The 20614-nt window shown below is 63.2% G+C and carries 19 protein-coding genes; 3 read left to right on the top strand and 16 right to left on the bottom strand.

Annotation, left to right across the window (positions count from 1 at the left end; all coding sequences use genetic code 11):
- Positions 1-12: 12 nt before the first annotated feature.
- From EOA19_RS00965 to EOA19_RS01040, 16 genes are all read right to left on the bottom strand, one after another.
- The gene (locus EOA19_RS00965; RefSeq protein WP_128302425.1) at positions 13-1722 is read right to left on the bottom strand and encodes an APC family permease; all 1710 of its coding nucleotides are present in this window, start codon (positions 1720-1722) and stop codon (positions 13-15) included.
- Between the two features lie 386 nt (positions 1723-2108).
- The gene (locus tag EOA19_RS00970; protein WP_128302426.1) at positions 2109-4478 is read right to left on the bottom strand and encodes an aminomethyltransferase family protein; all 2370 of its coding nucleotides are present in this window, start codon (positions 4476-4478) and stop codon (positions 2109-2111) included.
- A 142-nt stretch (positions 4479-4620) separates the two neighbouring features.
- Positions 4621-5250: a sarcosine oxidase subunit gamma family protein gene (locus EOA19_RS00975; RefSeq protein WP_023808744.1), complete on the bottom strand. Its 630-nt coding sequence runs from the start codon at positions 5248-5250 to the stop codon at positions 4621-4623.
- Positions 5243-8224, bottom strand: a complete 2982-nt coding sequence (locus tag EOA19_RS00980) for a sarcosine oxidase subunit alpha (protein ID WP_128302427.1) — start codon at positions 8222-8224, stop codon at positions 5243-5245. Before EOA19_RS00980 ends, EOA19_RS00975 begins: the two co-directional genes overlap by 8 nt.
- Complete coding sequence (locus tag EOA19_RS00985; protein WP_128302428.1) at positions 8224-8499, bottom strand: sarcosine oxidase subunit delta; 276 nt, start codon at positions 8497-8499, stop codon at positions 8224-8226. Before EOA19_RS00985 ends, EOA19_RS00980 begins: the two co-directional genes overlap by 1 nt.
- 17 nt (positions 8500-8516) lie before the next feature.
- A complete protein-coding gene (locus EOA19_RS00990) occupies positions 8517-9770 on the bottom strand; it encodes a sarcosine oxidase subunit beta family protein (RefSeq protein WP_128302429.1) in 1254 nt (417 codons plus the stop codon).
- Positions 9771-9806: 36 nt separating this feature from the next.
- On the bottom strand, positions 9807-11114 hold the full coding sequence (gene glnT / locus EOA19_RS00995; RefSeq protein WP_128302430.1) for a type III glutamate--ammonia ligase: 1308 nt from the start codon (positions 11112-11114) through the stop codon (positions 9807-9809).
- Positions 11115-11176: 62 nt separating this feature from the next.
- On the bottom strand, positions 11177-12505 hold the full coding sequence (locus EOA19_RS01000; RefSeq protein WP_023808740.1) for an FMN-binding glutamate synthase family protein: 1329 nt from the start codon (positions 12503-12505) through the stop codon (positions 11177-11179).
- Positions 12506-12511: 6 nt separating this feature from the next.
- Positions 12512-13237, bottom strand: coding sequence for a GXGXG domain-containing protein (locus EOA19_RS01005; protein WP_128302431.1), 726 nt, complete (start codon positions 13235-13237; stop codon positions 12512-12514).
- Positions 13238-13241: 4 nt separating this feature from the next.
- Entirely contained in the window at positions 13242-14138 is an 897-nt protein-coding gene (locus EOA19_RS01010; protein WP_023808738.1) for a glutamine amidotransferase family protein, read from the bottom strand.
- 102 nt (positions 14139-14240) lie between these two features.
- Positions 14241-14564, bottom strand: a complete 324-nt coding sequence (locus tag EOA19_RS01015; RefSeq protein WP_128302432.1) for a hypothetical protein — start codon at positions 14562-14564, stop codon at positions 14241-14243.
- A complete protein-coding gene (locus tag EOA19_RS01020) occupies positions 14561-15250 on the bottom strand; it encodes a hypothetical protein (protein ID WP_164892809.1) in 690 nt (229 codons plus the stop codon). Before EOA19_RS01020 ends, EOA19_RS01015 begins: the two co-directional genes overlap by 4 nt.
- Positions 15251-15295: 45 nt before the next feature.
- Positions 15296-16699 carry an amino acid permease gene (locus tag EOA19_RS01025; protein ID WP_023808735.1) on the bottom strand — a complete coding sequence of 468 codons (1404 nt, stop codon included), beginning with the start codon at positions 16697-16699 and terminating at the stop codon, positions 15296-15298.
- A 14-nt stretch (positions 16700-16713) separates the two neighbouring features.
- Positions 16714-16875, bottom strand: coding sequence for a hypothetical protein (locus EOA19_RS01030; protein ID WP_128302433.1), 162 nt, complete (start codon positions 16873-16875; stop codon positions 16714-16716).
- Between the two features lie 35 nt (positions 16876-16910).
- Positions 16911-17288, bottom strand: coding sequence for a hypothetical protein (locus EOA19_RS01035; protein WP_013532899.1), 378 nt, complete (start codon positions 17286-17288; stop codon positions 16911-16913).
- Positions 17289-17300: 12 nt separating this feature from the next.
- Complete coding sequence (locus tag EOA19_RS01040; protein ID WP_128302434.1) at positions 17301-17588, bottom strand: hypothetical protein; 288 nt, start codon at positions 17586-17588, stop codon at positions 17301-17303.
- Positions 17589-17874: 286 nt separating this feature from the next.
- Between EOA19_RS01040 and EOA19_RS01045 the strand changes: the two genes are divergently transcribed.
- From EOA19_RS01045 to EOA19_RS01055, 3 genes are read left to right on the top strand one after another with little or no spacing between them, the layout of a single operon-like run.
- Entirely contained in the window at positions 17875-19008 is a 1134-nt protein-coding gene (locus EOA19_RS01045; RefSeq protein ID WP_128302435.1) for an aminomethyltransferase family protein, read from the top strand.
- 41 nt (positions 19009-19049) lie between these two features.
- A complete protein-coding gene (locus EOA19_RS01050) occupies positions 19050-19646 on the top strand; it encodes a dimethylamine monooxygenase subunit DmmA family protein (protein WP_128302436.1) in 597 nt (198 codons plus the stop codon).
- Positions 19643-20608 (top strand): PDR/VanB family oxidoreductase, encoded by a 966-nt coding sequence (locus EOA19_RS01055; protein ID WP_128302437.1) that lies wholly within the window; start codon positions 19643-19645, stop codon positions 20606-20608. Before EOA19_RS01050 ends, EOA19_RS01055 begins: the two co-directional genes overlap by 4 nt.
- The last annotated feature ends 6 nt before the right edge of the window (positions 20609-20614 follow it).

Genomic DNA, 20614 nt, shown 5'->3' on the forward strand with positions numbered 1-20614 from the left:
ACTTTTACGAGGTCAGATGACGAAGAACCAGTTGGCGAGCAGCATCACCACCACGCCGGCGACCAGCGTCAGATAAGGCAGCATGCCCGCCTTTTTGACCGAGAGGTCGGCCCCCGTCATGCCGAGATCGGCCAGCATGTGGTCGGGGAACTTGCCCTTGTCCTGGATATAGTGGCGGAAGCAGAACACCGGGATGATCAGGGCCGCGGTGATCAGGCCGGCCCACAGCGCCATCGGGTTCCACACCTTGGCGCCGGCGCCCATGAAGATCATGTTGACATAGGCGAAGATCGCGCCGACGCCGAGCAACCAGCTCGGTGCTTTCCAGGGCCGGGCGATATGGCCGTTGTCGATGCGGTGGATCCAGCCGGCGTTGAGGTTGAGGAAGTTGAAGATGATATAGCCGCAGTTCGACACGGCGAGGATGAAGAAGAAGCTCGTCGCGTCGGCAGAGGCGATGGCCAGCACGATCAGGTTGAAGACGAGATCGGTCCACATTGCCCGCGTCGGCGCGCCATGTTCGTTGACATGGCTGAGATAGCGCGGCAGCCAGCCATCGACCGAGCCCTGGTAGAGCGTGCGCGAAGAGCCTGCCATGGCGGTCATGATGCACAGAACCAGAGCCAGGATCATCAGCATCACCAAGAGGCTGTGGATCAGTGCGCCGCCGCCGACCATGCCGGCCAGCGCGTCGGCGACACCGGAGCCGTCGACGATCGGTGTCGCCAGCATGCCGTTGAGGCCAAGCACGCCCTGGAAGGTGAACGGCACCAGGATGAACAGCAGCATGCACAAAAGGCCGGAATAGAAGATCGCCTTGAACGTGTCGGTGCCCGGGTTCTTGAACTCCGAGGTGTAGCAGACGGCGGTCTCGAAACCGTAGGTCGACCAAGCGGCGATGAACATGCCGCCAAGCACCAGCGTCCAGCCGGCAATGTTCCAGGCGCCGGGTTCGGGCGCATAGGCGGCCGCCAGCGGCACCAGCGGCGAGAAATTCGCCCAGTTGATCTGGCCGGTGACGATCGGCACCACGCCGACGATCAGCATCGGAATGATGACCAGCAGGCCGATATATTTCTGCACGTTGGCAGTGCCGAGGATGCCGCGATGCTGGATGGCGAAGATGATCAGCATCAGCACCGCACCGATGAAGAAGGTCGCGTTGAGGGTGAACGAGACCGGCCCCAGCGTGTGGCTGTAGAGCGTCCAGTTGCGGATCACCGGCGTTGCCGCGGCGGTCACCGCCGTGATGGCGTCGGCGGCACTCGTCCCGGCATGCGCGGCGATATAGGCGACGACTTCGGGCGAGGCATCGGTGAACAGCGGCACCGGCGCCAACGCGTTGAGGATATAGGCGGCGGCGATCGAGCAGCCGAGCGATAGCACCGGCGACCAGGCGAACCAGTTGCACCACACCGACAGCGGCGCGATGAACTTGGAATAGCGCAGCCATGCGGTGGCGCCGTAGATCGACGCGCCGCCCGACTTGTTCGGAAACAGGCCGGCGATTTCGGCATAGGTGAAGGATTGCAGGAAGCCCATGATCATGGAGAAGATCCAGATCGCGAAGGCCAGCGTGCCGGTCGTGCCGGCAATGCCGCCGATCGAGAACAGGACGAGGGCAGGCACACCGCTCGCCACCCAGAAGGCGCCGCGCCAGTCGATATTTCGGTGCAACTTGCCTTCGGCAAGCGGCTCCAGGACAGTCACTATCGTGCTCATATGTCTTTGTTCCCCATTTTGATGTTCCCCGTTCGTGACCGCCGCGGCTTCGCGAGGCTTCACCGACGCATGCATTGTTCGACTGCCGGTGTTTCCACTCAGTCGTATTTTTTTCTTAACAGTGAAGATTGATCCGGCGCGCTTTCAGGTCAAGCGAATTGTCGCGCCGTGCACATCACGCTTGCGAAACATGTCAGCTTGACACTGCCGCGGGCGGATTTTTCGGAAAAGGACGAGGGGGCTGGAAATGAAAAACCCGCCGGAGGCGGGTCGCGGCGCGAATCAGCACCATGGACGAATATGTAGCATAGCTGCCCTCAGCAGGTCAAGAAAAAATTCCTATCACGAACTGCCAGCACGGCCTCACTGTCTTGGGAGGAAGGGCGTCAGGAGCGTGGTTTGGTCTTTTGCGGATCGTAGTGGGCGAAGGCGACGACGCGCGCCGGCAGCCGCTTGGCATGGCCGTCGAGCTTGCCGATCTCGACCTCGGTACCGACAGCCGAATGGGTGACGTCGAGCCTGGCCAGCGCGATGGTCTTGTTCAGCATCGGAGAACGCATGCCCGACGTGACCACGCCGATCTGGGCGCGGCCGACATGCACGCAATCGCCATGGCCGACGTCGACATTGGCCTCGATGTCGAGGCCGACCAGCTTCGTCTGCGGGTGCTCCTTGCGGCGGATCAGCGCCTCGCGGCCGATGAAATCGTCGGTCTTGCTCTTCAGCGGCACGGTGAAGCCGATACCCGCCTCGAACGGATCGGTCTGGTCGGAAAATTCGTAGCCGGCGAAGATCAGCCCGGCCTCGATGCGCACCATGTCGAGAGCCTGCAGCCCCATCGGCTTCAGCCCATGCGGCTGGCCGGCTTCCCAGATGGCGTCGAACACTTTTTCGGCGTCGCGCGGATGGCACCAGATCTCGTAGCCGAGCTCGCCGGTATAGCCGGTGCGCGAGACCACGACCGGAATGCCGTTGCCGCCACCAATGCGGGCGACGGCGAAGCGGAACCATTCGAGTTCGTCGATCGATGGCTGCAATGGCGAAGTCCAGATCACTTCTCGCAGGATGTCGCGGCTCTTCGGACCCTGCACGGCGACATTGTGCATCTGGTCGGTCGACGAGCGCACCAGCACGTTGAGACCCAGCTTGGCGGCCGTCTCGCGCAGCCATTCGCCGGACAGATCGTCGCCGCCGACCCAGCGGAAATTGTCCTTGCCGAGCCGCAGCAGGGTGCCGTCGTCGACCATGCCGCCATGCTCGTAGCACATGGCCGAGTAGACCACCTGGCCGACGCCCAGCTTCTTGACGTCGCGGGTCAGCGTGTATTGCAGCAGCGCTTCGGAATCCGGACCGGTAACCTCGAACTTGCGCAGCGGCGACAGGTCCATGATCACCGCGTCCTGCCGGCAGGCCCAGTATTCGGCGATCGGCCCGTCCTTGGCGAAGGAATTGGCCAGCCAATAGCCCCTGTACTCGCCGAAGTTGCGGGTGTGCTTGGCAAAGCTCGAATGAAAAGCTGTCTCGCGGGTCATTTTCGGTTCCGAATCGGGCGTCATGCGTCTGGCGATCGCTCGCGAGAATTTGTGCTGGCCGGAATAGGTCCGCACATGGATGTCGGTCGGGTTCCAGCCATTGGCCGGCGTCGTGTCGTCGGGGCAGGCGGAGGAAACGCAGACGATGTCGGTGAGCGCCCGCAGCAGCACGTAGTCGCCTGCCCGCGACCACGGCTCGTCGGACACCATGACGCCATGCGCGTCGATCGCGGTGTTGAAGAAGAAGTTGATCGCCATCCAGCCGGCGCGGGGCGTGACGCCTTTGTCCAACAACGCGCGATTAAAGTTCTCAGAGCAGTTGGTGTGGCCGGGATAGCCGATGTCGTCGTAATATTTGGCGGCGCAGGCGAGCGCGAAGGCGTCGTGCCGACCGCATGTGTCCTGCACCACCTCGACCAGCGGCTCCATGTCCTGGTCATAGTATTTGGAATGCAGGCCGGGCATCGGGTAGCTCGCACCCATCAGCGTGCGCGTTGTCGTCACGTCGAGCGGATGATCCAGTCCCCTGTCCAGCTTGCGCGCCGAAAAGCACTGGAAGTCGGTGCACTGGCGGCCGTCGACATCGATGATCTGCAGATAGTCACCGGCCTTGACGAAATAGGCCTCCGCCGTCGCCGAATGGACACGCAAATCGAGCACCGGGTCGGCCAGCGGGTCCGCCAACTGCGATTTCGCCGCCGGGCGGATCGTGGCGCGGCGAACGATGGCGGTCAGCGGCGTCGCCGTGTCGTGACCGTCGACCAGCATCGGCCCGCCGGGGGCCGCAATCAGCATTGAGCCGTCACGCGTGACCGTGAATGTTTGTTCTGTACCGGCAGGCGTAGTGGCGCCGAATACCCGCACCGCCTTGGCATGGTCAAGCTGCACCTGCCGGCGCGCGAGCCCGCCCCGCAGCGAGGCGAGACTGTCGTCACCCTCCATGAGCAGTGCCTTGATGCCGGCGGCATTGCTGTTCGATGTTTCACCAAAAATGCCGGAATCGGTCGCGCCGGTCCTGTCCCAGGCCAGCAACTCGCAGGCCTGGCCGCCTTCGACATTGCGCACGGTGACCGTGTCGCCGGCCTCGATGTCGATCAGCACCGCGCCATTGCCCTGGATCGTATAACGCTCCATGCCCGGCGGCAGCGCGATCTGGCCGGGCCTCAGGATGAGGCTTGGCCGGGGCGGTCCGGCAGCAATTGCGGGGTAGGGCGACTGGCTCATTTCAGCCTTGCGGTTCGAGAAACAAGTTTGCCTGTGTGTGAAATTATTTTAGCGGTAAGAATAGCAGTGCGCGTGCGTTTGGCAAGGCGAAGCGCACTTCTTCCCTTCTCCCCCAAGGGAGAAGGTGGGGCGCGCGCAAACGCTATTCGAAATCCTCGGAATGGCTGACCGTAACGCCGTACTCCGCAGCCGAGTCGAGCATCGTATGCCAAAGGCTTTCGGCAAAGGTCGCGAACACCAGGAGGTTGAACACCGCCAGGCCATCCGGCCGATCATTCCCGCGCCAGAGCGTGACGCTGGTGTGGTCCATCGACGTCGCAGCAGCGGCACCAATCGGAAACGAGGCGGCATGCAGGTCGATCGACGACAGCTTGGCGAGCATGGCGCGCGCCTGGATTCCGGAAACGCTGATCAACGCGCGTGCATGCGACTGGTCCGATAGCGAAGCGGGACCGGTGAATGCCGGCGCCAGCGTCCACATCGTGTGCTTGCCACTTTTCGACAGGATCAAGAACTGATCCGGCCCCGACCAGATCAGCGTGGCATCCGGAGTTTGTACCGCCTTCGGCGCATCCGGTGCCGCGATGCCGAAGCGGGTCCTAGTCGCCTTTGCCAGTTCGGCTCCTTTGCCGCGCCGCGCCATCACCTGGATCGGATCAAAATTGCGAACCTCGGTCAGCGAGACGCCAGCCTCGATACCGCGTGCACCATGCGCACCGGTGACAAGCGCTTTTTCAAGCGGACTGCGGGGAGTCCAGGAAAAATCAACCACGCTGACGCCCTCCATCCGGATCGTAGAAGACGGGATTGCAGAGTTCGACATCGTAGTCTTCGCCGCGCAATGGATCATGCGCGTGGACGATCTCGCCGATGCGCTCGCGGCCGCGTTCGACAAGCGCGAGCCCGATCCACTGATCCAACGTCGGCGAGAAGCAGACCGAGGTGACATAGCCCTGGTCGTTGCCGGGGCCGGGCGTCTGACCCTTCGGGATGATGTGCGCGCCAGAGCGCAAGCGGCGGCCCTTGTCGGTCGGCTTGATGCCGACCACGACCTGGCGATCCGGGGCGATCAGTGCCTCGCGTCCGGCCATCACGCGGCCGATGAAATCCTTCTTGGTCGACATCATTTTGCCGAGGCCAAGATCGGCGGCTGTCGTCGTGCCGCTCAGTTCCGGTCCGGCGACGTGACCCTTTTCAACGCGCATGACACCGAGCGCCTCGGTGCCGTAAGGCGTCACGCCGAATGGCGCTCCGGCCAGCATCAAATTGCGCGCCATGGCATCGCCAAAGCGCGCCGGCACCGAAATCTCGAAAGCCATCTCGCCTGAGAACGAGATGCGGAACAGCCTTGCCCTCAGGCCCCCGCGAAGTGCTACTTCGCGCGCGCCCATGAATGGAAAGCCTTCGTTGGAAAGGTCCTCGGTCGGATCGACGATTTCCCTCAGCAGGTCGCGTGTCTTCGGCCCGGCGATCGAGAATTGCGCCCACTGGTCGGAGACGGAAGTGAGCTGCACGTCGAGCTCCGGGAACAGCACCTGGCGGCAGAATTCGAGATGCTGCATCACCAGCCCGGCCTTGGCCGTGGTGGTGGTCAGGAAATAATGGTCCTCGGCCAGCCGCGATGTCGTGCCATCGTCATAGACGATGCCGTCCTCGCGCAGCATCAGCCCATAGCGCGCCTTGCCAACTGCGAGGCTGGAGAAGGTGTTGATGTAGACGCGATCCAGGAAGGCGCCGGCATCGGGGCCGTGCACATCGATCTTGCCGAGCGTCGAGACATCGCAGAAGCCGACGCCACCGCGCACCGCCTTGACCTCGCGGGTCACCGATTCCAGCCAGTCCTTCTCGCCGGCGCGCGGGTACCATTGCGCGCGTTTCCACAGGCCGGTGTCGACGAAGACAGCACCTTGTTCCACGGCCCAGTGGTGCGACGGCGTCAGCCGCGTCGCATGGAACGTCTCGTCGCGGTGATGGCCGGCGAAGGCGCCGATGGCGACCGGCACGTAAGGCGGCCGGTAGATCGTCGTGCCGGTCTCGGGGATCGAACGGCCGCTGACCGCGGCCATGATGGCAAGGCCGGCGACATTCGAGGTCTTGCCCTGGTCGGTGGCCATGCCGAGCGTCGTGTAGCGCTTCAGGTGTTCGACGGATTCAAAGCCTTCGCGTTGCGCCAGTTCGATGTCAGAGGCGGTGACGTCGTGCTGGTAATCGACAAAAGCCTTGCCCTTGCCGGCGACGTGCCAGAGCGGCGTCAGCGAGAATGCCTCGTCGTCGGCGGAAGGCGCGGTACCCACTGTGCCGCCATGTCCCGTGTCACGCGCCGCTGCCGCGCCGGCGGCAAATCCCTGGCTCAGGCAGGCGCCGAGGCCGAAATCGCCATTGGCGGCGCCGGCGGCGACCATGCCGGGAGGCGCGCCGTCGGGCACGAAGGCGGAGATGTCGTCACGCCACGCTGGCCGACCGCGATGGAAGGAGGTCAGCCCGACCGCCGGGTTCCAGCCGCCGGAAACGGCGAGCCCGTCCGCTTCGACCTCGGCGCGCGCGCCGCCGGTGAGCGACACCGCGATTTTCCTGACGCCATCCTTGCCGCCATCGACGCCACTGACGGAACCATGCAGCACCGGGAAGCCGCCCTTGGAGGCCAGCGAACGATGCGCCGGCGACACTTCGGACCGTGCATCGATGACCGCCGCGATCTGTAGGCCGGCACCGAGTGCAGTCTCGACCGTGCGCCAGCCATCCTCATTGTTGGTGAACAGCGCGATGCGTTTGGCCGGTGTCGCCGCATAGCGCGCGACATAGGTGCGCATGGCGGACGCCATCATCACACCGGGCGTGTCGTTGCCGGCAAACACGATCGGCCGTTCGATGGCGCCGGCCGCGACAACGCAACGCTTGGCCACGATCCGCCACAGCCGCTGGCGCACCTGATGCTGAGGCGGCGAGGGCAGGTGGTCGTTGACCCGCTCGATCGCGCCATAGGTACCGCCATCGTAGACGCCGAATAGTGCCGTGCGGGTCATGATGCGGACGTCCGGCATATCAGCCAGTTCAGTCAGCGTCCGCGACAGCCATTCGGCTGCCGGCACACCATCGATCGTGCCGCCATCCGACAGCAGGCGGCCGCCGGGGACAAAATCCTCTTCGCACAGGATGACGCGGGCACCAGCGCGGCCGGCTGCCAATGCCGCGGCCAGACCGGCCGGGCCGGAGCCGGCGATCAGCACATCGCAATGCGCCCATGCCTTGTCGTAGTGGTCCGGATCGGCGACGCCTGCGGCGCGGCCAAGGCCGGCGGCGCGACGGATCGCCGGCTCGTAGATCGCTTCCCAGAATTTCGCCGGCCACATGAAGGTCTTGTAGTAGAAGCCGGCAACGAAGATCGGCGCGAACAGCTGGTTCACCGACATCACATCGTGGCGCAGCGATGGCCAGCGGTTCTGGCTGGCGGCTTCCAGCCCTTCATAGAGTTCGGCTGTCGTCGCCTTGGTGTTCGGCTCGCGCCGTGCGCCGGTGCGCAGCTCGACCAGCGCGTTGGGTTCTTCCGAACCGGCGGTGAGAATGCCGCGCGGGCGATGGTATTTGAACGAGCGGCCGACCAGCTTGACGCCATTGGCGATCAGCGCCGAGGCGAGCGTATCGCCCTGGAAGCCGGAGAAAGCCTTGCCGTCGAAACGGAAGTTCAGCGGCGCCGAGCGGTCGATGAGACCGCGATTGCCGAGCCGGTGTGTCTGCGCGCCGGCCATCACGCACCGACTTTCGCGGCGCCGGCACCCGCCGCCGGTTCGACCGACGAAATCTCGTGCGTCAGCGAGTTGCGGGTGACTTTCAGCCAGGCCCGGCAGCCGCCGCCATGGTACCAGTGTTCGCTGGTCTGTCCGGCGACATTGTCGCGCAGATAGACATAGTCGAAGACCTCGTCTTCCGAGGCGCCGGCTTCGGGCCGCACAGGCTTGGCGTCGCCGAGATAGGTGAACTCGCCGAGTTCGCGTTCGCCGCAGAAGGGACAGACAATGCGCATTTTCTTCTAAACCGCCTTCAATGCAGGTTCGGTTGGGCGCCCTGGCCCTTTTCGTCGATCATGGCGCCGGTCCGAAACCGGTCGAGGCGGAACCGTGCGGCCTCTTCGTGCGATTCATCGCGGGCCAGAAGGTGGGCAAAGACAAAGCCGGAGCCCGGCGTCGCCTTGAAGCCGCCATAGCACCAGCCGGCGTTGAGATAGAGCCCGTCGACCGGCGTCTTGTCGATGATCGGCGAGCCGTCCATCGACATGTCCATGATGCCGCCCCACTGGCGCAGCAGGCGCACGCGGCCGATCATCGGCATCAGCGCCATACCGCCCTCGCAGACGTCCTCCATCACTGGCATGTTGCCGCGCTGGGCGTAGGAATTGTAGCCGTCTATGTCGCCGCCGAAGACCAGGCCGCCCTTGTCGGATTGGCTGACATAGAAATGGCCGGCGCCGAAGGTCATGACACCAGGGATGAGCGGCTTGATTGCCTCGGAGACGAAGGCCTGCAGCACATGGCTTTCGATGGGCAGGCGCAGGCCGGCCATTGCCGCGACGCGCGAGGAACTGCCGGCAACCGCCATGCCGACCTTGCCGGCGCCGATCCTGCCGCGCGAGGTCTCGACGCCGGTCACCTTGCCGTTGGTGTCGCGGGTGAACCCGGTGACTTCGCAGTTCTGGATGATGTCGACACCGAGCGCGCTTGCCGCGTGCGCATAGCCCCAGACCACGGCGTCGTGCCGCGCCGTGCCGCCGCGCCGCTGCAACAGTCCGCCTTGCACGGGAAAGCGTGCATTGTCGAAGTTCAGGAACGGTATCATCTTCTTGACGGCAGCGAGGTCGAGCAGTTCGGCGTCGATGCCGTTGATGCGCATGGTGTTGCCGCGCCGCGCATAAGCGTCGCGCTGTGCGTCGGAGTGGTAGAGGTTGATGACGCCGCGCTGGCTGACCATTGCATTGTAGTTGAGGTCCTGCTCCATCCGCTCCCACAGCTTCATCGACAATTCGTAGAAGCCGGTGTTGCCGGGCAGGCCGTAATTGGAGCGGATGATGGTGGTGTTGCGGCCGGCATTGCCGGAGCCGATCCAGCCTTTTTCGAGTACGGCGACATTCTTGATGCCGTACTCGCTGGCGAGGAACCAGGCGGTGGCAAGTCCGTGGCCGCCGCCGCCGATGATCACCACGTCGTAGCGATCCTTCGGCGTGGCGTCGCGCCAGGTGCGCTGCCAGTTCTTGTGGCCGGACAGGGCGGCGCGGGCGAGCGAGAAGATAGAATATTTCATAAGTTCATTCCGAGGTCGCTCGCACCGCGCTGGTGGTCAGATATCCAGCGTGTGGTCGCGCTCCCATTGCGTGAAGTGCGAAGCATAGGAATTCCATTCCTGGTGCTTCAGCTTTAGGTAGGCCGACGAGAATTCCTCACCCAGCGCCGCCTTGAGCGATTTGTCCTTGTCGAATTCGCGCAAGGCGTCGAGGAGGTTGAGTGGCAGCTTCGGCGCGCCCTTCACCGTGTGTCCGTTCTGGTACATGTCGATGTCATAGCGCTTGCCGGGATCTGCCTTCGAGCGGATGCCGTCGAGGCCGGCGGCGATGATAACCGCCTGCAGCAGATAAGGGTTGGCAGCACCATCCGGCAGCCGCAGCTCGAAGCGGCCGGGGCCGGGCACGCGCACCATGTGGGTCCGGTTGTTGCCGGTCCAGGTGACCGTGTTCGGCGCCCAGGTGGCGCCCGAAATGGTGCGCGGCGCATTGATGCGCTTGTAGGAATTGACCGTCGGGTTGGTGATGGCGGCCAGCGCGGAGGCGTGCTTCATGATGCCGCCGAGGAAATTCCTGCCCTTGGCCGACAGGCCAAGCTCCATCGCATTGTCGGCGAAGACGTTGGTCTTGCCGGCCTTGTCCCAGACCGAGATATGGGCATGGCAGCCATTGCCGGTAAGGCCCTGGAAGGGTTTGGGCATGAAGGTCGCGCGCAGGCCATGCTTCTCGGCGATCGACTTGACCATGAATTTGAAGAACGAGTGCTTGTCGGCGGTCGCCAGCGCGTCGTCGAAGGCCCAGTTCATCTCGAACTGGCCGTTGGCGTCCTCGTGGTCGTTCTGGTAGGCGCCCCAGCCGAGCGCCAGCATGTGGTCGCAGATCTCGGCAATGACGTCATAGCGGCGCATCACCGCTTGCTGGTCGTAGCAGGGCTTCGAGGCCGTGTCGTATTCGTCGGAAATCGTTTTGCCGTCCGGCGAGATCAGGAAGAACTCGGCCTCGACGCCGGTCTTGACGTGCATGCCGTCGCTGGCGGCTTCCGCGATCAGCCGCTTCAGCGTGTTGCGCGGCGCCTGGTCGACCTCCTTGTCGTCCATGATGCAGTTGGCCGCGACCCAGGCGACCTCAGGCTTCCACGGCAGCTGGATCACCGAATCCGGATCCGGAACCGCCAGCATGTCGGGATGCGCCGGCGTCAGGTCCAGCCAGGTGGCGAACCCGGCAAAGCCGGCGCCGTCCTTCTGCATGTCTGATATCGCCTGCGCCGGCACCAGCTTGGCACGCTGGCCACTGAACAGGTCAGTGTAGGAAATCATGAAATATTTGACGTTTTTCGCCCTTGCGAATTCTGCAAGATCAGTTGCCACGCTAGTTCCCCATTTTTGTCGATTGTTGGCCCCAGAGTATGCGGGCTTCGGCCCTTCATTGATTAGAAGCCGTTCTTCCCCGGTATCCAGTTGGTGCCGGCCAGCGGCACGCCGGCCATGGCGGCGGCCTCGATCGTCAGGGCGACGAGGTCCTCGGGTTCGAGATTGTGCAGGCTGTTCTTGCCGCAGGCGCGGGCGATGGTCTGCGCTTCCAGCGTCATCACCTTGAGGTAGTTCGCCAGCCGGCGTCCGGCGGCCACCGGGTCGACCCGCTTCATCAGTTCGGGGTCCTGCGTGGTGATGCCTGCGGGGTCGCGCCCCTCGTGCCAGTCGTCATAGGCGCCGGCCGTGGTGCCGAGCTCGTTGTACTCCGCCTCCCAGCGCGGGTCATTGTCGCCGAGCGCGACGAGTGCCGCCGTGCCGATCGAGACCGCGTCGACGCCGAGCGCCAGCGCCTTGGCGACATCGGCGCCGTTGCGGATGCCGCCGGAGACGATCAGCTGCACCTTGCGGTGCATGCCGAGATCCTGCAGCGCCTGCACCGCCGGCCTGATGCAGGCAAGCGTCGGCATGCCGACATTTTCGATGAACACTTCCTGGGTGGCTGCGGTGCCGCCCTGCATGCCGTCGACGACGACGACATCGGCGCCGGCCTTCACCGCAAGCGCGGTATCGTAATAGGGCCGGGCACCGCCGACCTTGACGTAGATCGGCTTTTCCCAGTCTGTGATTTCGCGCAATTCGAGGATCTTGATCTCGAGATCGTCGGGACCCGTCCAGTCCGGATGGCGCGAGGCCGAGCGCTGGTCGATGCCCTTCGGCAGCGTGCGCATTTCGGCGACGCGGTCGGAAATCTTCTGGCCAAGCAGCATGCCGCCGCCACCCGGCTTGGCGCCCTGGCCGACGACGACTTCGATCGCATCGGCACGGCGCAGATCGCGCAGGTTCATGCCATAGCGCGACGGCAGGTATTGATAGACCAGCTGCTTGGAATGGCCGCGCTCTTCCTCGGTCATGCCGCCGTCGCCCGTCGTGGTCGAGGTGCCCGACAGGGTCGCGCCGCGTCCGAGCGCTTCCTTGGCCGGACCGGACAGCGAGCCAAAGCTCATGCCGGCGATGGTGATCGGGATCTTCAGCTCGATCGGCTTCTTGGCATGGCGCGAGCCCAGCACGACCGATGTGTCGCAGCGCTCCCGATAGCCTTCGAGCGGATAGCGCGAGATCGAGGCGCCGAGAAACAACAGGTCGTCGAAATGCGGCAGCTTGCGCTTGGCGCCGGCGCCACGGATATCATAGATGCCGGTCGCCGCGGCGCGGCGGATTTCGGAAAGCGTATAGTCGTCGAAGGTCGCGGATTTGCGCGGCGTCGTCGGCGGGTTGCGATAGGTCATGCTGCCTCAATACGCGTCGGCGTTGTCGATATTGAAATTGTAGAGGGTACGCGCCGAGCCGTAGCGCTTGAACTCCGCCGGCTTGACGCCGGTCACGCCGGCGCGGTCGAGCAGGCCCTGCAGCAATTCCAGATGCTCGGCCCTCATCTCCTTGGCGATACAGTCGGCACCCAAGCTGTCGACCTTGCCGCGCACGAAGAGCCGCGCCTCGTAGATGGAATCGCCCAGCGCGTCGCCGGCATCACCCAGCACCACCAGATTGCCCGACTGCGCCATGAAAGCCGACATGTGGCCGATATTGCCGTGCACGACGATGTCGATGCCTTTCATCGAGATGCCGCAGCGCGACGAGGCATTGCCTTCGATGACCAGCAGGCCGCCCTTGCCGGTGGCGCCGGCATACTGGCTGGCGTCGCCTTTGATGGTGATCGAGCCCGACATCATGTTCTCGCCGACGCCAGGGCCTGCCGAGCCATGCACGGTAATGGTGCTGCCGGAATTCATGCCGCCGCAGTAATAGCCGACGCTGCCGCGCACATCGATGGCAACAGGCTGGTCGACGCCGACGGCGACCGAGTGGCTGCCTTTCGGGTTCAGCACTTCCCATGCCGTTTCGTTCGAGCCGGGCGCCAGATTGTGCAGCGCCTGGTTGAGTTCGCGTAACGACAGCTGGTCGAGATCGAAGACTCGAGGGTCGTGCGCCGCGGTCTTTGAAAGCGTGGTCGCCGGCATGAACTCAATGCTCCCAGAAATAGACGGTTGCGGGCTCGGGTTCCCAGACCCTCGCATTGTCTATGCCGGGCAGTTTGGTCAGCGCGCGATATTCCGAGCCGAAGGCGACATACTGGTCGGTCTCGGCCATCACGGCGGGCTTGCAGGCGATCGGATCGCGCACCACGCCAAAGCCGTTCTTGGTGCCGACGACGAAGGTGAAGAAGCCGTCGAGGTCGGAGAGCGTGCCTTCCAGCGCTTCGCCGAGATTCTTGCCATGCGCCATCTGCGACGAGAGATAGGCGGCGGCCACTTCAGTGTCGTTCTCGGTCTCGAATTTCATGCCTTCGCGGATCAACTCGCGGCGGACATTGTTGTGGTTCGACAGCGAGCCATTGTGCACAAGGCACTGGTCGGCGCCGGTCGAGAACGGATGCGCGCCCATTGTCGTCACAGCCGATTCCGTCGCCATCCGGGTGTGGCCAATGCCATGCGTGCCGGTCATCTTGCGGACATCGAAGCGATCGACGACCGCCTCGGGCAGGCCAACTTCCTTGTAGATCTCGACAACGTCGCCGGCGCCCATGATGCGGATGTCGGGGCGCAGCGTCTGGATGGTTTCGCGCGCTTCATCGATCTTGGCGGGCGTGGTCCTGACGACCGCATGGGTGGATTTCACCGCGATCGTCACCGGGGTGCCGATGGCCTTGGCGAGCTCCGCCTCGAGGCCGCGGAAATCGCGGTCCGGCTTGGCCGACTGAATGGTGATCTTGGCCTCATTTTTGGAAGGCGCGCCATAGATGGCAATGCCGGCGCTGTCGGGACCGCGATCGCTGAGCGAGATCAGCATCTGCGACAGCATCGCGCCAAGCTGGGGCTCCAGCGACTTGTCCTTCAAAAACAGTCCGACAATTCCACACATGTCAGCCTCCGATGTTTGTAGCTAAGAGATCGTTTGTAGCTAAGAGACGATGTATCGAATGAGCTGCACTAATTCAATCATATGAAAAAAATATTCCTCTAGTTACCTATGCGGCTCAATGCCGCTCTGCGCACTGTCGCCGTCTCGCCGGGCAGTGTGAACCCATTTGGCGGTGCGGATGCGGGCGATCTTGTAGGCGTCGAGAATCGACAAGGCATAGATCAGGAAGCCGCCGGCGTGACGGCCGACGAAGCTGGCATCGGGCGGCGCGATCTTGGCCGTCACCCATGCCAGGATCACCATGAAGAAAAGGAACTGAAGGCCGCGCACCGGCACGCCGAGAATGACATGCCCGCTTCCCGGCAGCACGATTGCGGCGCCGAGAACCAGATAGGGATTGGTGGGTGCCGTAGGGGGAATGGTCATGCGGCTTGCTGTTCGCTTTTGTTGATGGCGTCGCGAAGCGCCGACACCGACACCAGCAGTCTTTCGATCAGCGCGGGATCGAGTGTGGCGTCGCCGAATTCGGCTTGCCGGAACACACCGTAGCGCGCCCGTTCGGCTTCGGCCAGCAGCCACACGATGCGTACCCCTTTCGGGGTGATCAGCAGTTCCTTGGCGCGTCCTTCGGAAAAAATCCCGAGGTGGCCGGCGATGGTCTCCAGTGGGAAGTGGACGCCCCTGCGATCCGTCCGCAACACGGCCTCAGCCGGAAATGCTGAGCTCTTCGGCAGCGTGTGCTCGAGATGATCGAAATTGGAGAAGGTCGTCGGCGATCCCGGCCGCATCATCATGTCGAACGTCGCCGGCACCGCGACCTCTTCGGTGACCGAAACACTGAGCCAGCGCGCCGGCAGTTTTCGCGTCGCCAGCGTATCGACGATGGTGCGCACCTGGACACGTTTGCTGTTCCAGGATCCTTCCCAGGTGATGACGCCGGCGGTGCCATCCGAAACATTGGCAGCGTCGGCGATGACTGTGCGGATGCGGCCTTGCTCAACCGCGAGCGCCATCGATGCCCTGCTGCGGCTGGCACGCGCCTGCCGGGCAAGGTGGAGAACGACAGCCAGGACAATGGCCCCGGCCAGCAGTGCTGATGTCACCTCGGACATTTTCTCATGCCAGGCCCGCCCAGGCTATGGACGGGCCTTCTCCCATCAATAACCCTGCGGCTTCGGCCACGGCATGGTGAACTGATCGCCGCGCCGCACGAATTTGTAGCGATAGAAATGGAACCACAGTGAGATCAGGAAGTAGAAGGCGACCATGGCGATCAGCTGCGAGCCGAAGCCGAGGAAGATGGCGAAGAAGGTCACCACGCACAGGCAAAACAGCACGATGGCCGGGATCGGGTGGAAGGGGTGCGTGTAGCCGCGCCGGATCGAGCCCAGCGGCCACTTCTTGCGGAACATGATGATGTTGATGCTCATGAAGGTATATTGCAGCACGCCCGACAGGATCGAGAAGGTGATCGCCTGGTTGAGGTCGGCGATGAAGGCGAAGGCCAGCGCGATCGGCAGCAGGAACAGGATCGAACGATAGGGCGTGCGATATCTCGGATGCACAGCCGAGAACCATGTCGGCAGATAGCGGTCGCGGCCGAGCGAGAACCAGGCGCGCGCCGCATCGTTGATGCAGCCATTGGCGGAGGCCATTGCAGCAAGCAGCGTGGCGACGAACAACAGGTTCTCGAGCAGCGGGCTGCCAGTCAGTTTGCCGGCGTCCCACAGCGGATAATAGGTGATGCCGAGATATTCCCATGGCATCATCGAGGCGCAGACATACCAGGTCATGGCGGCTGCGATCAAAAGCGTGATCATGCCGGCCATGGTGCCGTAAGGCAGCGAGCGGGCCGGCGAGCGCACTTCCTCGGCGGCCTGTGTGGTGCCCTCGATGCCGAGATAGTACCAGATGCCGAACTGGAAGGCGGCGATGACGCCGATCCAGCCATAGGGGAGCGCATTGCCGGGAGTGACCAACTCGTTCAGCTTCAGCACGGCGCCTTGCGTCCACGGGCTGACCGAAAAGAACAGGATGACGATCGAGATATAGGCGACTGCTGTGATGACGAAGTTGACGTTGAGCGTCATCAGCACGCCGCGATAGTTCAGCCACGCCAGCACGACGATGGTCGCGGCGATGAAGGAATTGTGGGTGAGCCCTTCGACGCCGGCCTTGGCGACGATGGTGTCGCCGAGCAGGATGGCGTCGGACACTTCGAGCATGGTGTAGGCAAAGACCAGGAACAGCGCGACGTTGAACGCCATCAGCGGTCCGACGATGTGCTTTGCCTGCGCATACTGGCCGCCGGCGGCGGCCACGGTCGATGTCACCTCGGAATCGATCATGGCGACCGAGGTGTAGAGCAATCCCACGACCCAGCAGACGATCAGCGCGGCCAGTGCGCCACCCTTGTCGGCCGAGAAATTCCAGCCGGTGAATTCGCCGACCAGGACGATGCCGACGCCGAGCGCCCAGACATGGGCCGGTCCGAGCACGCGCAGGAGTGAAACTCTGTCCCCTTGGGCAGCCGGGGCAGCCGGTTCAAGTGCGATCGTCATTGTTCAATCCTCACTCAGATCCGGTGTTTTTCGGAAGTGGCTTCCAGTTCGCCTTCGCGCGAGGAGGTCAGCACCTCTTCGGAGAAGGTCGTGTCGACCTTGAACCAGTCGTAGAGCATCCACAAAGCGAACACGATCGAGATGCCCCAGCATGCGTAAGAGAGTGCTACCCACATGATCGTGTCCCCCGATTAGATCGTCCTCAGAACTCTTACTTGTCGTCGAATTTTTCGTTGATGACGTCGCGATATTCGCGGTCTGATGCACGAAACAGGAAGACGAAATAACCGATCAGCACCGCCGCCATGATGATCAGCGTCGGCCAGTCGATGACATAGTGGAAGCGGTTCTGGATGATGTCGTGCGCGGTCTCGGGCGTATAGCCGAGCTTTTCCCAGATAGACGCCATGGTCGGGTTCTGGCCTAGCGCTTCCCAGGTCTTGGCGTCGAGCGCGTCGATGGATTTCGCCGCGCCGGCGAGGCCCAGCTTGAGCGGTAGCCACAGTGCCACGAAAATGGCGACGACGACGACGGCGATGTCGAAAACCTGCCCGGCCTTGCTTTGCTCCGGCGGCGTGTAGCGGGACATCTCTTCTACCCCTCAGGACTTGTGGTTGCGGAATGCGTCGGCGTTCTTGATGTCGAGCCCGTAAATGAATTCCTTGTCTTCCTTGTAGTGCTTGACCATCGCCAGGATGGCCGCGGTGTTGAAGATCAGCACGGCGGCGGCGGCGATCGCGACGACGGCCTTGATGCCGCTGTGCGGGATGTAGGGCCATGTCATGAGGAGGACGAAGAGGATCGTCGCCCACAGGCAGACGATCAGGAGCGCGGCTCCGCGCAGGTCGGAACGGTACAGCGCTTCGATGCGCTGCTGCATGTCTGACATCGGTTTCTCCCCTTTTCCGCCGTCCGGTTCCGAATCTCCCGTCCGCCGTCCTCTTTCAACAGAGTGAAATTTTTTTCATAAGTTCTGTCTGAATCCTGCAATTGTCAAGCGCGATTTACGCGGGGTTAACCGTTTGCTTGGCGCAACGGATTTTGCCTGACAATGAAATTAATTGCTTATGGGTATTGCGGCGCCCGGAGGTTTGCGATCAATATTCGGCCAAAGCTCCCGCCGCTGCGCAGGGAGCAGGGAACAGCAAAGACTTTTTGAAACGGAGGACGTGCGGATGACGGCATCCTGGAGATTTTCGACGCTGGCGGATCGCCATCGCGCGCTCGGTTCGAAGCTCGAAGACTGGAGCGGCATGGGAACCGCCTGGACCTACGACAAGGATGCCGACGAGGAGTACATCGCCATCCGCACCAAGGCTGGTCTGATGGATGTCTCCGGCCTCAAGAAAGTCCATATCACCGGGCCGCATGCCTCACACCTGATCGACCTGGCGACGACGCGCGATGTCGAAAAGATCTATCCCGGCAAGTCGGCCTATGCCTGCATGCTGAACGAGGCGGGGAAATTCACCGACGATTGCATCCTCTACCGCACCGGCCCCAATGCATGGATGGTCGTGCATGGTTCGGGCACCGGCCATGAGGAGTTGCAGCGTGCTTCGGTAGGACGCGACGTCTCGCTGCGCTTCGACGACAATCTGCACGATCTGTCGCTGCAGGGTCCGACAGCGGTCGACTATCTGGCCAAGCACGTGCCGGGTATTCGCGACCTCAACTATTTCCATCACATGCAGACGCAGCTGTTCGGTCTTCCGGTGATGATCTCGCGCACCGGCTATACCGGCGAGCGCGGCTACGAGATCTTCTGCCGCGGCCAGGATGCCGGCACGATCTGGGACAGGATCCTCGGCGAGGGCAAGAGCGCCGGCATCATTCCGTGCCGCTTCACCACGCTCGACATGCTGCGCGTCGAAAGTTATCTGCTCTTTTATCCCTACGACAACTCCCAAAAGTATCCGTTTGAGAACGAAGGCCCAGGCGACACGCTGTGGGAACTCGGCCTCGACTTCACCGTCAGTCCCGGCAAGACCGGCTTTCGCGGCGCCGAGGAGCACTACCGCCTGAAAGGCAAGGAACGCTTCAAGATCTATGGCGTCCTGCTCGACGGCAAGGAGCCGGCCGATGAGGGTGCGCCGGTCTATCGCGACGGCAAAAAGGTCGGCGTGGTAACCTGCGCCATGTATTCGCCGCTGGTCGAGAAATCGATGGGCATCGCCCGGCTCGATGTCGACTGCGCGGTCAAGGACACCAAGCTCGAAATCCGCAACAAGAACGGTGCCATCAAGGCCACGGCGCAGCCACTGCCATTCGACGATCCCAAGAAGACCAAGCGCACGGCGAAAGGTTGAGGCATAGTCAACGGCGAGGGGTTCGAGGCACGAAGACTTAAATGGCAGCCAAAAGCATCATCAGCCGGCCGGTTTACGGAACCTTGTCTCCGCAGCCCGGCAAGCATCATCTTTTCATCGCGGATGCGGAAGGGGCGCTGGCAATAGCGGAGATGGCCGGGAGCGCGCCGCCCGGGTTTTTCGACGACGCCGAAATCGTCTTCATTCCCGGGCCCGACGGCAAACATGTCGCTGCCCTCGAAGCGTTGAAGCCGGCACAGTTCCACCAGGCGCCGTCCTTTGCCAGCCTGCTGCCACGGCTCCGGCAGACACTGGCCAACGCGCATATGGGCCTGCGCCTCTATCTCTCGGGCACCGAGGGCCTGATCGGCCAGGCGATGCAGGTGGCGCTTGAAGCCGGCATCGACCACACCTCGATCCAGACCGAGCACCGCGGCTCGCTGGCGCGGCGCATGCAATGCGTCCACTGCAAGGGCATCACCGAAAATGTCACGACGCAGCCCGCGACCTGCGCGCATTGCGGCCTGCTGCTGCTGGTGCGCGACCATTATTCCAGGCGCATCGCAGCCTTCCAGGGCGTCTGCATCAATGCGGAAGATCGCTCGGAGATTCCTCCGATGGAGGAGATTTTTCGATGAGCACCGGAACAACAAAACTCGATGTCGTCGTCAGCGACGTCGTCCCGGTCAACGACCTCGTCACCCGCTTCCATTTTCGCCGGCGCGACGGGCAGCTTTTGCCGACTTTTTCCGGTGGCGCCCATGTCGTGGTCGAGATGCGCGACGGCGAACGCGCCAGGCTCAATCCCTATTCGCTGATGGGCTCGCCGCTCGATACGCGCGAATACACGATCTCGGTACGCCGCGACGATGTCGGCCGCGGCGGATCGCTGTTCATGCATCGGAATGTCAGGCCGGGGCTGGAGATGGTGGTCAGCTATCCGGTCAACCTGTTCTCGCTCGACCTGCGCGCCAAAAAGCACTTGATGCTGGCCGGCGGCATCGGCATCACCCCGTTCATGGCGCAAACCGCGCAACTGGCGGCGGAAGGCGGCAATTTCGAACTGCACTACACCTGCCGCACCGCTGCACTCGGCACCTATGCCGACGTGCTGCGCGAGCGCTACAACAGGCGGGTCAGGCTCTATCATGATGACCTCGACGAGCGCATCGAACTCGACCGGTTGCTGTCGACGCAGCCGCTCGGCACGCATCTCTATGTCTGCGGCCCGGCCGGCATGATCAACTGGGTGCGCGATCGGGCTGCTGCCTTGGGCTGGCCGCCGGAGACTGTGCATTTCGAGCATTTCGCGGCACCCCAGCCCGGGCTGCCGTTCGACGTGACGCTTGCCGTCAGCGGCAAGGCGATCCGCGTCGACGAACAGCAGAGCCTTTTGGAAGCGATCGAGGCGGCCGGCGTCGATCCGCCTTACCTCTGCCGCGGCGGCGTCTGCGGCCAGTGCGAGACCAACGTCATCTCTTGCGACGGCAAGTTCATCCACAACGACCACTGGCTGAGCGAGGAAGAGCACCGTTCGGGCAAGAAGATCATGCCGTGCGTGTCGCGCTTCGAAGGCCGGTCGCTGGTCCTGGAACGGTAGGAGAAA

The sequence above is a fragment of the Mesorhizobium sp. M7A.F.Ca.US.010.02.1.1 genome (genome assembly GCF_004023085.1).
In the GTDB taxonomy this organism is placed as follows: domain Bacteria; phylum Pseudomonadota; class Alphaproteobacteria; order Rhizobiales; family Rhizobiaceae; genus Mesorhizobium.